Annotated in this window: 15 protein-coding genes; 5 read left to right on the forward strand and 10 right to left on the reverse strand. The window is 64.3% G+C overall.

The features are described from left to right. The first annotated feature begins 316 nt into the window (after window positions 1–316). Complete coding sequence (locus tag A5634_RS10985; protein WP_437339964.1) at window positions 317–2401, forward strand: protein kinase domain-containing protein; 2085 nt, start codon at window positions 317–319, stop codon at window positions 2399–2401. A gap of 75 nt (window positions 2402–2476) precedes the next feature. Next, window positions 2477–2698: a hypothetical protein gene (locus A5634_RS10990; protein ID WP_065144065.1), complete on the forward strand. Its 222-nt coding sequence runs from the start codon at window positions 2477–2479 to the stop codon at window positions 2696–2698. Window positions 2699–2702: 4 nt separating this feature from the next. On the opposite strand, the gene A5634_RS10995 is transcribed toward A5634_RS10990, so the two are convergent. The 7 genes from A5634_RS10995 to A5634_RS11025 are packed head-to-tail and all read right to left on the reverse strand — an operon-like array spanning window position 2703 to window position 9554. Then, on the reverse strand, window positions 2703–3416 hold the full coding sequence (locus A5634_RS10995) for an HNH endonuclease family protein (RefSeq protein WP_253861548.1): 714 nt from the start codon (window positions 3414–3416) through the stop codon (window positions 2703–2705). A 47-nt stretch (window positions 3417–3463) separates the two neighbouring features. Beyond that, the gene (locus tag A5634_RS11000) at window positions 3464–4039 is read right to left on the reverse strand and encodes a TerD family protein (RefSeq protein WP_065144067.1); all 576 of its coding nucleotides are present in this window, start codon (window positions 4037–4039) and stop codon (window positions 3464–3466) included. Then, a complete protein-coding gene (locus A5634_RS11005) occupies window positions 4030–4860 on the reverse strand; it encodes an HAD family hydrolase (protein ID WP_065144068.1) in 831 nt (276 codons plus the stop codon). The genes A5634_RS11000 and A5634_RS11005 overlap by 10 nt, the downstream gene beginning before the upstream one ends. Next, complete coding sequence (locus A5634_RS11010; protein ID WP_065144069.1) at window positions 4857–5957, reverse strand: cysteine protease StiP family protein; 1101 nt, start codon at window positions 5955–5957, stop codon at window positions 4857–4859. The genes A5634_RS11005 and A5634_RS11010 overlap by 4 nt, the downstream gene beginning before the upstream one ends. After that, window positions 5954–7165, reverse strand: a complete 1212-nt coding sequence (locus tag A5634_RS11015) for a phosphoribosyltransferase family protein (protein ID WP_065144070.1) — start codon at window positions 7163–7165, stop codon at window positions 5954–5956. The genes A5634_RS11010 and A5634_RS11015 overlap by 4 nt, the downstream gene beginning before the upstream one ends. Next, a complete protein-coding gene (locus A5634_RS11020) occupies window positions 7162–8343 on the reverse strand; it encodes an HpcH/HpaI aldolase/citrate lyase family protein (protein ID WP_155769481.1) in 1182 nt (393 codons plus the stop codon). The genes A5634_RS11015 and A5634_RS11020 overlap by 4 nt, the downstream gene beginning before the upstream one ends. Then, the gene (locus A5634_RS11025) at window positions 8340–9554 is read right to left on the reverse strand and encodes a hypothetical protein (RefSeq protein ID WP_081290352.1); all 1215 of its coding nucleotides are present in this window, start codon (window positions 9552–9554) and stop codon (window positions 8340–8342) included. The genes A5634_RS11020 and A5634_RS11025 overlap by 4 nt, the downstream gene beginning before the upstream one ends. A 142-nt stretch (window positions 9555–9696) precedes the next feature. Between A5634_RS11025 and A5634_RS11030 the strand changes: the two genes are divergently transcribed. Genes A5634_RS11030 through A5634_RS11040 form a run of 3 tightly spaced genes read left to right on the forward strand, consistent with a single transcriptional unit; the run spans window position 9697 to window position 12147 of the window. After that, window positions 9697–10272: a TerD family protein gene (locus A5634_RS11030; RefSeq protein ID WP_065144071.1), complete on the forward strand. Its 576-nt coding sequence runs from the start codon at window positions 9697–9699 to the stop codon at window positions 10270–10272. Between the two features lies 1 nt (window position 10273). After that, on the forward strand, window positions 10274–11410 hold the full coding sequence (locus A5634_RS11035; protein WP_065144072.1) for a DUF475 domain-containing protein: 1137 nt from the start codon (window positions 10274–10276) through the stop codon (window positions 11408–11410). A 29-nt stretch (window positions 11411–11439) separates the two neighbouring features. Further along, the gene (locus A5634_RS11040) at window positions 11440–12147 is read left to right on the forward strand and encodes a TerD family protein (RefSeq protein ID WP_081290353.1); all 708 of its coding nucleotides are present in this window, start codon (window positions 11440–11442) and stop codon (window positions 12145–12147) included. A 59-nt stretch (window positions 12148–12206) separates the two neighbouring features. Here the strand turns inward: A5634_RS11040 and A5634_RS11045 are convergent, their stop codons facing one another. From A5634_RS11045 to A5634_RS11055, 3 genes are read right to left on the reverse strand one after another with little or no spacing between them, the layout of a single operon-like run. Next, a complete protein-coding gene (locus tag A5634_RS11045) occupies window positions 12207–12965 on the reverse strand; it encodes an AIM24 family protein (RefSeq protein WP_065144073.1) in 759 nt (252 codons plus the stop codon). Beyond that, window positions 12962–13669, reverse strand: a complete 708-nt coding sequence (locus A5634_RS11050) for an AIM24 family protein (RefSeq protein WP_065144074.1) — start codon at window positions 13667–13669, stop codon at window positions 12962–12964. Before A5634_RS11050 ends, A5634_RS11045 begins: the two co-directional genes overlap by 4 nt. A gap of 8 nt (window positions 13670–13677) precedes the next feature. Then, a complete protein-coding gene (locus A5634_RS11055) occupies window positions 13678–14304 on the reverse strand; it encodes an AIM24 family protein (protein ID WP_065144075.1) in 627 nt (208 codons plus the stop codon). Window positions 14305–14336: the final 32 nt, after the last annotated feature.

Raw genomic sequence — 14336 nt, forward strand, 5'->3', positions numbered from 1 at the left:
AGCGCTGAAAGCTCGGCGAGCGAGACTTTGCCGATCCTGGCAGGTCCAGTGTTGTTGAGTAGCGCGACCAGTGTGGCGGAGGGCGGTGTGACGTTCGGACGCCATCCTGGAAAGCCTTGCCCGCGCGCGGATGCCACGTGTACGCGTCGCACCGATAGCAGGTACCGATGCGGGAAGTACTGCGGTCCAGCAACTCTGAGCGCCGCAGGGGTTGCGCTGCCCGATTCGGCTGGCTCAGCAAAGCGGTGCTCGATGGCCATTCTGGCTTGATCGGACTCGCTGAGGGTATCGTCTGCCCTGGTAATGGCGGTTTCTATTGGAGGGTTTGTTGCAGGACACGTCGTTCGGTAAATACCGGCTTATCGAATTGATGGGCCGCGGCGGTATGGGCGAGGTTTGGCGCGCCTACGACGCTGACACCGACCGGATCGTCGCGCTCAAGATCCTGCCTGCCGCCGTCTCCAACGACGAGGTGTTCCAGCAGCGCTTCCGCCGTGAAGCCCATGCGACCGCGCGACTGAACAACCCGCATCTGATCCCCATCCACACCTACGGCGAAATCGGTGGGCGACTGTATGTGGACATGCGCCTGATCGAGGGACGCGACCTACAAGCCGAACTAAGCCACGGACCCATGCCGGCCGGTCGGGCGGTAGGCATCATCGAACAGGTTGCCAAGGGTCTGCACTCCGCGCACCGCGACGGACTGCTGCACCGGGACGTCAAGCCGTCCAACATCTTGATCGACGGCGACGACTTCGCCTATCTGATCGATTTCGGAATCGCGCGTGCGGCCGACGACCTGCACTTGACCGCCACCGGCAATTTCGTCGGGACTTATCACTACATGGCGCCGGAGCGATTTACCGCGGCCTCCATCGATGCCCGTTCGGACATCTACTCGTTGACTTGCGTGCTGTACGAGTGTCTTACCGCGCAGTCACCGTTTCCTGGTGAGACGCTGCAGCAACAGATCACCGGCCACCGCACCGCGCCGCCGCCACGGCCCTCGAGCACCAATCCCGGACTGCCAGGGGAATTGGACGACGTCATCGCGCGAGGCATGGCCAAGCACCCCGAAGCCCGCTACGACACCGCCGTGGAGTTGGCCCGCGCCGCCCAGGACGCCCTGGCCTCGCCCGCGCCGCAAACACTCCGGATACAGGCGCCCGGCTACGACTACGGCGTCCGCCCCGACACCCGTCGTCAGTCCCACCCTTCGTCCCCCACGCAGCCACCGCTGCAGCGCACATCCGCGCCGCCGCCACAGCGCACCTCCGCGCCACCACCGCAACGCCCACCGGCGCCCCCACCGCAACGCACCTCAGCGCCACCGCCGCAGCGCACCTCCGCGCCACCGCCACAGCGCCCTTCCACACCGCCGCCCCCGCAGCAGCCACCCCGGCTCCCCTCGCATCCCGAGGCATCGCCGCAGCAGGATCACCAACCGACGATGGCGCGACCGCTGCCCGCGTTCTCCACCTCAGGACCTCCGGAGCCCCCGGCATCGCGAACGACCCAGCCCCCACCGCCGCCGTCGCCGCCCTGGTGGCGCCGCAAGGCCGTCGCCATCGCGGGCGCCATCACCGTGATCACGGCGGTGGTGCTGGCCATCGTGGTTTTCACCAGCAGTAGTGGCCCCAAGGGTGACGAATACGAGCAGGTCACGCTGCCCTTCGTCGGGCTGAACAACCCGCAGGGCCTCTCGGTCGACAGCGGCGGCACGGTGTATGTCGCCGACACCCCGAAGAATCGGATTCTGGCGCTGTTCGCGGGCTCGAACAGCCCCGTCGTGCTGCCCTTCGACGGGCTGAACTATCCGACGGGGGTGACGGCCGACAAGACCGGCACCGTCTACGTCAACGACGCCGGAAACAAGCGGGTGCTGGTCCTTCGGTCGGGCAAGCAGGAGGTACTGCCCTTTACCGATCTCGAGAACCCGACCGGGCTGTCGGTGGATGGCAGTTTCACCGTGTACGTCACCGACACCGCCAAGAACCGCGTGGTCGCACTCGCCAAAGGGTCGAATGCTCAGACCGAGATCCCGTTTACCGGACTCAATGCACCCACCGGCCTGGTGGTGAACGGCTCTGGGACGGTCTACGTGTCCGACGGCGGCAACAACCGGGTGCTGATGTTGCCTATGGACACTAAAAAGCAAGTGCCACTGCCATTTACGGGCCTCAATAAACCCGGCGGTGTCACGTTGGACAGCCAGGGCAACGTGTACGTCACCGACACCGGAAACAGCAGGACGCTTAAACTCCCCGCCGGATCGTCGACGCAGGAGGAGTTGCACTTCACCGGTTTGGACAATCCGTGGGGCCTGGCTGTCGACAACGTCGGGACCGTCTATGTCGGTGGCCGCAACAATCAGATTGTCGCGCTGAAGCGGAAGTAGGCGAGTCTGCCAATATCGGCCCGGCCGGGTGTCCGACCCCCGTTGCACACTGACGAACGGAGGAAGGCAAGGCGCATGAAGTCACTCGTCGGTGGAACCTTTGGCAAATACGAAGTCTCGGGCGATTGGCCGACCTTCTCCGAGTCGAACTATTGGGTGACGGTCGCGGGTGACACCTACAGCAACTCTGCGGGCGCGCTGGTGTGGTGCAAGAGCAAAGGATTCGATCGGGATCATTGCATCGCCAAGATTGTCAGCACCACGCATCCGGTCGCGGGCAGCACGGCCTACAACTGATACCTCAACTCGGGCAATTACTTTCAGCCACCGACTTGTCTTTTTCGGTGATCGCCAGTTGATATTTGGCGGCAACGCCGAGGTAGATCTCGAGGTACCGACAAGTGAATTGGCGGTTTGGCGGCAGCCAGCCGCTCGGGCCGCTGTCGGACTTGTGACCGTTTTCGGCGCCGGAGACGGCGAGCAGGTTCTCCGTGTCGTTGGCGAACTGTAGACGCCGGTCGTAGGCCCATCGCGCCGCACCGGCATCCCAGGCCCGTGCGAGCGGATAGACATGGTCGATCTCGATCTTGTCTTTGGCCGGCACACCGAATGTGAGGGTGGCACCGGTGTAGGGATCGTGGAGCACGCCGGCGATCACCTTGCAGTCCCTGGTGCCGGGCTTGAAGACGACGTTGGTCAATTGCGCGGCGAGCACCCGGTTGCGGGTATCGCAGCCGGTTCGTTGCGTGTCAGCCCAGGCGGGTCCGAAGACGCAGCCCTTGCCCGCTTTGCAGCTGCGCTGGTAGCCGGGCACATTCGGCAATTGCGCCACGACCGGTACCGAGTTCACCAGTTGCGCAATGTGGCCGGACTGCTCGGACCTTGACGGTGCAGGCAGCGAGGTCGACGACACGATGCGCGGTGGGGCGGCGACGGGAGCCGCGCAGCCGACGATGCTGGCAAGTACCACCGAAAGGGTCGCTAATGCCGTCGCTACGGCCTTGGTATAGCTCACGCGAAGACCGCCCGCATCTTGCGCCATCTTCTCCCCCACCGGCGCGTTCAGAGGAACTGGCGGACCGCAGGTTCCAAGTCGTGGAACGTGCGGCCGTTGGCGATCGCGCCGATGGCAGTCATGGACCAGGTGTTGCCATCGCGTGTCACCTTGGCCATGATCTGCGCGTTGTGGGTACCCGAGCCGGTCAGCACGTAGCGCGCGATCTCAGCCTCGTTGGTGCTGTCCACCAACCGGCAGGTGGCGTTCTCGATCTGGGAAAAGTCTTGGCCGGTAAATGAATTGACGACGAACACCAATGTGGCGACCTTGGGGCTCAGCGCCTGCAGGTCGACGATGATCGACTCGTCATCGCCCTCCCCCGCGCCGGTGCGGTTGTCGCCGGTGTGCACGACGGTGCCGTCCTTACTGCGCAACTGCATAAACCACACCGCGTCGACGAGCTTTCCCGCGCGGTCATACAACAAACAGGACGCGTCCAGGTCGATGTCCTGTGACTTCGAGCGGAACAGACCGCGCTTCTTCACCGCGTCCCAGCCCAGTCCCATCCGCACCTGGATCAACGTGCCGCCGCCGGACTTGACCATCGAGATACGTTGTCCTTTAGTGAGATTCACTGACATGACCGCGATGGTACACCGGCACGTTTGGCCAACCAGGCCAGTATCTCCTCGGCAGCGGCAGCCCCGCTGGCTGCGGTCACCACCAACTCCGGCGAACGCCAATCCAGGGCATGCAGCTCGCCGTGCGCGGGACGGATCGACTGGTCGGCGTAGCTAAGCAAGTCCACGTCCAGCGCCCCGTCCCCAGCCGCCAGCAGGGGTGCCGCGTCAGACAAGCGGCCCTCATCGGCGAGGCGACGGCGTACCTCGGCGACGGCGTACGACTTCCGCAGCGCCTCAGGTACCGCGTAGATCTTGCGGCCCTGCCGAGACACCACCCAACCACGCTCAGCACACCAACCGGCCCAGTCGTCGACGAAACCGCGGGGCAGCTTGTCTTCGACCACGACCAGATAGCAGAACAGGTCCTCGGCGACGCGCAAGCTATGCACCCATTCGGAACTGATGCGGTCCTGCAGTGCGGCGACGATGTCCTGCAACGGAGGTCCACCGTCGTTGATGCGGGAGGCCATCCCCGCGCTCCAGTCGGCATCGGCAACCGAGTCGACCAGGATGTTGCCGCCATTGCTGGTGACCGCGTAGCGAAACGGACTGCCCGGCAGATCTATTCGCTGATACTGCGCAATGGTGCGGGTGGTGGCCGGCACCACCAATCCGCCGGCCGCTAGGGCCCGCAAACCGGTAACCGCCTGAGCAGTCATGAAGGACAACGGCGAACCGTTGTAGTACTCCACGCAGACGCGGTCAGTGGTCGCGGCGCCGAAGGACCGGTCCGAGTAGATCAGCGTGCGGTCCAGGTCGCAGGCGATCAGCGCGCTCATCTGGTCACGTCCTTGATCAAGCCGACGCAGGCAAACGCCAGGTCAGGGTCACACTTGATCGGCACGCCGCGCGCTTGCGCCAACATCCGGATATGCCGATGCGCTGGGTCTTGGGGGTCGCGCAGCACGATTCGCCACGGCACCCGCCGCAGCAGGACACGGGTGGTTTCCCCGATTCCCGGTTTGACGAAGTTGGTGTTGGTGATGCCGTACTCGTGCTGGATCCGCTCCACCGTTTCCCACCCGGACCAGGTCGGCGTGCGGTCACCGCTCTGGACGTCAGCAACACCGCGCCGCACGTCGTCGGCCACCGCATCGAAGTGGGCCGAAACTGAGTCGAGGAAAGTGGCGGACTGATCATCCTCGGCGAGCTCGCGGTAGAACTTGGCGCCGTGAAAGTCGCCTGGTGCCAGTAGCCGTCGGTTCAGAACAGTGCGGGAGACCAGGCCCGAGACGGTGGAGTTCAGGCATGCCGAGGCGATCAGAAAGTCGTCACGGGTGCCATAGGTGCGCACGCAATGCCCAGGATCGGCGAGCACGGCGAGGTCGTCGTTGAACGGCGCCCCACGATAGTCCCGTAACGCCGCGCTGAGTTCGCGCGTGATGGCGCCCTTGCCTGTCCAGCCGTCGATGAAAACTACCGTGGTCGGATCATGCTGGCCGACAAGGTAGTCCAGCGCCACGGTGTCGATTCCACGGTCGCGGACGATCGAAATCGCATAGTGCGGCAGTGTTTTGCGATGATGGTGTCGGACCCAGCGGCGCATCAGAATGCCGATGGGGGTGCCGGCCCGGGCCAACGAAACGAACACCACGTCGTGGCCCCGCTCGGCGAGCACGAGTTCGGTGACCACACCGACGGCGACAGCCAATCGCCGCGCACTCCCCGCCAAGACCGTGCTGAACAGGTCGCGGTAGGCGGAGTCGGGCTGGTATTCGATTGGCAGCGATTCGGCGTAATGGGCACGGCCACTTTGAATCTCGCGCTCCCGCTCGACGGTGTCCGCTTCGAGCCGGACCGCGGACAGATCGGTGAGCAGCCAGCTCACCTCATCGGGCGCGTAGGAGCCGAAGGACGGTCCGGTGAGCGGCCTCACGAGCCGTGTACCGCCGTGGCGAGGACGTCGTAGCCCACCGAGGTCAACACGTCGACGATGCCACCGGTTTCGTTGAGCCGCTCCGTGTCCGCAACGGAGTCCACGATCAGCAGCAGCTGGGCATCGGAGTCGGGCCACCCGTTGTACAGGAACCGCGGTGCGTCGTCACCAGGTTCGCAGGCACTGAACTGATAGCCGCGCCGTAGCGGGTAATCGGGCACGTCGTGCACATAGGCCGGCGAGCGGGTGCTCGACTGAAAGAGCACCGAACGACCAGACCGGGCAAGCAGCTCAGCCACCCGCAGCGGCAGATACATCAATTCCTCGTGGCCGACGACCAGCACGGGGCGGACGGGGTCCAGATACGAATCGATCTGCGAGACCGCGCCTTCCAGTGCTTTTTCGAACCCGGCGCGGTCGGCTCGGGCAAAGCCGTGCCGGCCGCCTTCCGGGACCACCGCAGGCCACGACACCTCGATGCGGCGCGAATCGCCACGCCGGTTGCGAAAAGCGCAATTGAGCCGCGGCGCCGGCAGCGCATTGACCTCCTCAATCAGGGTGGGCGACAGCGAAACCCGGCCGGCCGCCAAGCTCACGTGGTCGATCGGCACTCCCAGTTCTTCGGACGTCCGCGCCACTGTCTGCTGATGATGCGGCTCGCGGACATCCACCAGCGAAGCCACCACGTAACGTGACCGCGGACGTCGAACATGCAAAGTGCGGATGGCTGCCAGCGCCGTTGTGCCGGTGGATATTTCATCGTCCACGATGACGAGCGGACGCTCAGACTCGAACGGGCCGACGGGTTGTAGCGTGTGGTCGGTCGCGTGGGAATGCCCCTCCTGGAAGCCGGCGTAGATCCGCTCCGGCGGCGCCGGCCGCCGTGTCGTGTGCAGGTACACGGCGGCGTCCAGCCAGTCGGCGACACAATGTCCCAAACTTGTTGCAGTCTCGGCCATTCCGAGCACGTCGACGTCGTCGTTGACGACCCCACGCACCACGGCGCCCAACTGATGCCCGGCATCGATCACCGACTCCGGGGAAACGGCAATGTGTTTGCCCAACACGGTCGACACCAGTAGGTGCGCGCGGCGCGGATTGCGACGCAGACCGGGCAACACCAAGTCGGTCACCGGGAATGCGCCGGTAGCAACGCGATCGAGTACGGCGAACCCGAATTTTCGTGTCGCCCACGACGACGAAGTCATCGGCCAGCAAGCACCGTCAGCAGATCCACAAACGACACGCCCTGGCGCGTGACGCCGAAGACTTGCGCCCGTCGCAGCACTTGCTGAGCCCAAATCCGATGGGGGCGAGGTTCATTCATCTTGTTTCGGTATTCCGAGCGGCGCACCCCGGATTCCTCAGCCGCCATCACGTCGACCGCGTCGCGGTACTCCTCGTGGGTCACCACCGCCAGCGCGTGTACCGCCGCGACGTGCGACGGGTGGATGACGGTCTTGCCGTGCAGGCCGTTTGCGCGATCCAGGCTCAGCTCGCGCAGCAGCGCGTCCAGGTCGCGACTCACCAACTGGTCACGGAACCGAACCGCGTCGTGCTCGGCGAACGGGGTGGTCCGCAGCATGCTGCGAAACAGTCGCTCATGATCGGCGAAGTATTCCCATACCGGTCCGGTGATGACGAACCCGGTGCCGTCGGCACGACCAAAGTAGTTCACGATGTCGCCGATCACGTCGGCGATCACTTGCACGTCATAGATGGTGTGGTCGCGATCGCGACGGATCCCGAATACGCCGCACATGTCGGTGGCCCCAATGCGCAGCGCCAACACCGAGTCCCGGTATGCGGCCAACAACTCACCGATTGCGGTCAGCTCGCGATCACGGCTCTGCCGATAGGCCAGGGCCGCCGATTCCAGGACCGGCATGCAATACAGCCGTTTGTCCAGCACCTGCGCGGCTTGCGCAACCTCCTGCAGGAACTGCTCCCCGGTGCCCGCCTCGAATTTCGGTATCACGAAGCCGGTCAGCGCATCGCGTCCACCAGCCAGCGTCCCCGCGATCCGCTTGATGCATTCGGTGCTGCGGACTCGGACAAACAGCATCGCCCGAGCGCCTTGCCGGGTCTCGGCCAGCTCATCCAGGACGCTCACCACATTGCCCAGCGCCGCCTCGGCTGCGCCCGCGTCGATCGCGTCCTCGAGGTCCAGCACCATCGAACACACACCTTGACCAGCGCTACGGGCCACCGTCGCGGTGAGTCCGGGACGGTCGGCGGGCATGTACAGGGTGGCACCCAACGCGACCGCGAGCAGCTCACAGTCGGCGTCGGCCGCCAGCTCTTCGGGCGCTTGAAAGAAGAGCCGTTGGTGTTCGGCGTCGGACAAATGATGGAAATGACGGATTGTCGTCACAGCGGGTATCACTTGGCCGCACCTTTGCGGATGCGCGCCACAATCGTGGCAACGAACTGCGAAACCTCTTCTAATTCCCGGCTATAGGACCAATAGTCGGGGTGCGTCGCCTCGAGTTTTTCCTTGATCAGGTCGATGCGGGCGGCTTGAGCATCAAGAGCGGACCCCCATTCCTTGACAACGCCTCGGTCGACCGCCAGTCGCTGGGCATCGCGCAGCCGGAAACGAACCTCGCGTTCCTTGCTCGCCGGATCTTTGCGCAACTCGCGCAGCATGCTGAGCCGGTCGGCGACGGCATCGATGAGGTGCTCGGCCGCGGTCAGCTCCGCCCGCGAATGGGTGGCCAACTCCAGCGCCATTTCCGGGTGACCCTCGCGACCGGCGGAGGTGGCCTTGGCCAGCAACTCGTCGGCGCGGTCCAGATGATTTCGGCTGGTAGGTCCGTTGTTGAGCAGGTCAGCAGAGCTGTCGCTGTGAAACTCCCGCAACAGCGCCGAGCGATTGGCATCGACGCTGTCGACCCGGTTGCGCAGCGCATCCAGGCGGGTGCGCAGCGATGCCATCGTCTGACGCGCCTGATCCGCCCGCTTCGGCGCCTCGGTCAAAGCTTCGACGACCGAGTGGGCCGCGGTCCGCAGCCGGCGACTGGATTCCGCAAGAGCCGTCAAGTCTCGACGCTCGCGTGCGGAGTGCAGGTCACGGTAGGCCGCGACGAATTGATCGTTGGCGCGTTGGACCGAGGGGTAGCCGCGCAGTGTGTCGGCGGTCTGCGCCAGCCGGTTCGCGACTTCGTCGCCTTCGGCCAGTGCGGCGTCGGCTTCCGCGGTCGCGGCAACGCCGCGGGCCGCTATCGCATCCAAGGCCCCACGGTGCTGTTCGTGGAAGTGGTCCAGGCTGCGACTAGCCGCAGTGAGAAGTTGCTGCGCACGTTCTGAAGCTATCGAGCGATCGTACGGACTCAGGGGTCGACCGGTCGAGTCTGTGTCGTTGCCCGTCGCCGAAAGGTAGGCCGTCGTGGCGTCGTAGCAGGCGTTGCGCACGACGTCCAACTGGGCTTCGATCGTGGGCTGCGGCGCGACCGCGACGGCGGCCTGAAATGCCGATTCCACCACGTTCCGGCGGTTTTCCATGTCCAGGAACGCAGCAGTCAGGTCGGCTTGCGCCGAGTTGAAGGACGTGTCGTTGCGGGGTTCGCGTGACCGTCTGAACCACCGACCGCGCACACAGCGATCCTACCGGGGTCATCAAATACGCCTGGGTTTGCCGTCGATTTTTTCACCGCCGGTGTACTAGCGTGGGCACCGATCCTGTGTTTGCAGGTAGCTAGTCTGTATAAGTTCCGTAGACCGCATAGAGGGGTGTTTGATGGGCGTCAGTTTGAGCAAGGGTGGCAACGTCTCGTTGACGAAGCAGGCGCCGAATCTGACGGCGGTAGCGGTCGGATTGGGATGGGACGTGCGCACCACCACGGGCACCGATTTCGACCTCGACGCCAGCGCCATCGCGACCGGTGAGACCAAAAAAGTGCTATCGGACCAGCACTTCGTGTTCTTCAACAACCTGCGCTCACCCGAAGGCACGATCGAGCACACCGGCGACAACCTGACCGGTGAAGGCGAGGGCGACGACGAGGTGATCAACGTCGACCTGGCCGCCACGCCCCCCAACATCACCAACATCTTCTTCCCCGTGTCGATCTACGACGCCGACGCTCGCAGCCAGTCCTTCGGCCAGGTCCAGAATGCCTACATCCGCGTCGTCGACCGCTCCAACGGCAGCGAGCTGGCCCGCTACGACCTATCGGAAGACGCATCCACCGAAACCGCGATGGTCTTCGGCGAGCTGTACCGCAACGGCACCGAGTGGAAGTTCCGCGCCATCGGCCAGGGTTACGCGTCGGGCCTGGCGGGGATCGCGCGCGACTATGGAGTGAACGTCTAGCGTGGCTCCCGCGACCAGTGCGCTACGGATCTTTTGGCCATCACTACTAGTCACGGTTATCTCGCTGATCGTTGCCTACTTGTACGGCAGCGTCCAGGCACTCATCCTGTGTGCGATTCTGGGGATCCTCGAGGTGTCACTGTCGTTCGACAACGCGGTCATCAATGCGACCGTGTTGCGGCGCATGAACGACTTCTGGCAGCGGATGTTCCTGACGGTCGGGATCTTGGTCGCGGTGTTCGGCATGCGGCTGGTCTTTCCGCTCGCGGTGGTTTGGATTACCGCCGGTCTGAATCCGCAGCAGGCTTTCGACAAAGCACTCAATCCCCCGCCGGACCACGCCCCGTACTTTCCCGACGGCAGTCCCAGCTATGAAACCGCGCTGACCGCAGCGCACCCGCAGATCGCCGCGTTCGGCGGGGCGTTCCTGCTGCTGCTGTTCCTGAACTTCATCTTCAGCGAACGCGAAATTACTTGGCTGTCTTGGCTGGAGCGGCCGTTGGCGAAGGCAGGCAAGCTCGACCAGCTCTCGGTGGCGGTGGCCGCGGTGGCGATCATCCTGTCCTCCCAGTTCATCGCCCGGCCGGACAAACAAGCCACGGTGCTGTTGTCGGGGTTGCTCGGTCTGATCGTTTACATCGTGGTGGACGGACTCGGGTCGATGTTCGAGGTGGACGACGAGATCACCGATTCCGAAGCGCCCGTGACCAGCGGGCCGTCCGAAACCGCCAAGGCGGCGGGCAAGGCTGGCTTCTTCCTGTTTCTATACCTGGAAGTGCTCGACGCGTCGTTCTCGTTCGACGGCGTGATCGGTGCGTTCGCGATCACCGCTGACCCCATCCTGATCGCGTTGGGTCTGGGCTTTATCGGTGCGATGTTCGTGCGGTCGATCACTATCTTCTTGGTGCGCAAGGGAACTCTCTCCGAGTACGTCTACCTAGAGCATGGTGCGCACTGGGCGATCGGCGCTCTGGCAACGATCCTGTTGATAACCACCGGAACAATCGAGATCCCCGAGATCGTTACCGGAACGATCGGCGTGGTGCTGATCGGTGCCGCATTCCTTACCAGTGTGGTGCGCAACCGCCGGGAACATGAAGAAGAGCTTCCGGAACGTCAGCCTGCCGAGGTCGATTAGCGGGCCGATTCCGCTACGAAAGGGTTGCCATGGCTATCGATTACAACAAGCGGCCGCAGTCCAAACCCGCGCCGCCGGCCTATCCACCTCCGCCTGCGGCACCCCCTCCCCCGTCCTACCCGCCGTCTCAGGCTCCCCCGGCATCGCCCGGAGTCAGCCTGTCCAAGATCAAACTGACCAAGGATGCCCCGCGGATCAGCCTGACCAAAGCCGGTGAGCGACAAGGGGTTATGCGGGTCAACCTGAACTGGAACGCCAACCCGTACGGCGGGGCAATCGATCTCGACCTGGGTTGCCTTTATGAACTGTCGACTGGGCAAAAGGGCGTCGTGCAGGCGCTGGGCAACTCCTTCGGGAGCGAAAACCAGCCGCCCTACATCTCACTCGACGGCGACGACCGGTCCGGGTCCTCCTCGGGCGGTGAGAACATGCGCATCAATCTCGAAGTGCCGGAACGTTTTCGGCGGATCCTGATCTTTGCGATGATCTACGAGGGCGCGCCGAACTGGGCAGCGGTTGACGGTGTGGTGACGATGTTCCCGACGTCGGGTCCGCAGATCGAGGTGCGGATGGACTCGCCCAACAACGAGGCGCGCATCTGCGCGATCGCCCAGGTCTACTACGCGCAGGGCGCGCTGCACGTCAACCGCGAGGTGCAGTACATCAACGGCAGCCAGCGCATCCTCGACCAGGCCTACAGCTGGGGTCTGCGCTGGACGGCGGGGCGCAAAGACTGAGGCGTCAGGCCCGTGGCGATCGCAAGCGCGGCGCAGCCGGGCGCCGCGGGTCGCCACAATTAGACCCGGTGCTGCTGGGACAGCTGCGCGGTGATCACCTGGTTCAGGCGCTGCAAACCCCCGCTGGAGAGTCCGTACAGCTGAGACTCGATGGTGCGCACCATCATTGAGTCGTTGAGCACCTTCTCGCTGGACTGCACCAGGATGGTGCCCTCGCCGGTGAAGTCGAACTGCCTTTCCTCACCGGAGTTGAACCCCAACCGGGCCGCGCCGGCCGCGACGAAGCTGGTGATCCAGCGCTGGTCGTAGTGATGACTCGGTGACGGGCAGTCCGCCCAGCCGACCAGCGCTTCGGGGTCGACGCGCGCCGGTGGTTGAACGAACATCACCGGACCGTTAGAGGACGCCAGGAATTTGCCGGTGCCGATGAGTGTCACGAAGCCGGGCACGATGGACTGGTTGAGGGACAAACCAGGTTGGAAGGCAAGCAGATTCGCCGCGCGGATGGTCAGGTTGCCGGCGTCGAGGTCGTAGGAATTGATGTCGTAGCCGCGGTCGCCGATGATCAGTTTCCCGAAGCCTTCGGCGACCGTGTAGTCGCCGAAGTACAGCGGTGCCGAAAACTGTTGGGACACCATGTGCATCAGGCCCGCCTGCAGCCCATGGGTCAGAGCCTGAAAGTTCATCTGGCCGTAGTAGGCGATCATGGCGCCCTTGCGGATGAACCAGGGATTGTTCAGTTCGATGCAGAACGCATAGTTGTTGTCCGGGATGTTGTCGTCACCCGGCAGGTTGTTCGGGTTCAGGATTTGGCTCACAGCTTCTCCTCCGACGCCTGCACGTACACGATTCCCTGCCCCACGCATCTGAGTTGCATCGCTTCACCCGATCCGCGTCCCACCGCGTCACGCCAGGACATCGCCGTTTTCAGCTCGGTCTGCACGTTGCCGTATACGCCGACAAAGGCTTGCGGGTCAACCACAATCGGCTCGGGACCGCCGACCTGAAGTTCGAGCACTCCGCCGTGTGAGAGCAGGACCGCTTCGCCGTGCCCGGACAACTGCGTCGTGAACAGACCCTGCCCGGTAAGCGCGCCGCTGGCCGCGCCGCGCAGCATGCCCATCATTCCGCCACCGCCGCCGCCACCGGAACTGCTGGTAACCGAGACGACCGAGGATTGCAGTCCGGCCGTATTGGCAAGCAACCGTGAGGCTTCCACGCGCAACACGCCGCCGGGCTGGATGTTGACGACGTGGACTTCCAGGCCGGCGTAGCCGTAGTGCGCCTCACCCGTGCCCTGGGCGATCATGGTGCGCTCGTATTCGCCCTGCATGACGCGCCCGGCGAGGCGGGCCATGCCACCCATGCCGCCCATGCCCATTTGCGCCCCGCCGGGGACTTGGTGGGGCGAGAACGCGACGTCGCCGGTGTAGAAAAGCATTGCGCCGGTGCGGGCCACCACGCCGCCGGCTTGCCCGACATTGACCTTGACGACCTTGGAGTTGACCTTTTCGAAGACCATCGGTGCCCCTACCGCTCGGCCGGTTGAATCGAGACCAGGCCCTGGCCTTCCCATTTCAGCGAGAACGCTTCACCGCTGCCCTGGCCGATGGCCGAGCGCCAGGAGATGTCGGTGATAAACGATTGCTGCATCTGGCCTTTCGCGCACACGAACGCGTCGGGGTCGACCACCAGAGGGTACTGCGGAGACACCTCCAGGTGGATCAGCGGGCCGCCCGCGGAAAGCAACGCGACCTGCCCGTATCCGGAGACAACCGTGGTGAACAGGCCCTGACCGCCAGAGGCGGCGCCGCGGAGGCCGGTGAAGGTGACGTTGGTTTGCAACTTGCCCGACAAGGCCAGGAGCTGCCTGCTCTCGACCTGCAGCTGCTCGTTGTTGATGTCGATGATCGTGACGTTCTGGGCGTTGACCGCCAGATAGATTTTGCCGTGGCCGGTGCATTCCATCAGGCTCAACGCCTCGCCGGTGACGCGCTGCTTGAGGCCGGCCAGCATGCCCGAGCCGCCGCCGAAACCGGCGTTCTTGAAGTTAATGTTGCCCTCGTAGGCGACCATGGCGCCGGTCAGCGCCTTGATGCTGTCTCCGGTGAGGTGAGCCTCGATCACTTTCTTGTGCTGCTGATACAACTGCGCCATGTACGCTCCCGACCCTGTTGGCTTACCAGCGC

Origin of the sequence: Mycobacterium asiaticum (genome assembly GCF_001673365.1) — a bacterium.
In the GTDB taxonomy this organism is placed as follows: Bacteria; Actinomycetota; Actinomycetes; order Mycobacteriales; family Mycobacteriaceae; genus Mycobacterium; species Mycobacterium asiaticum_A.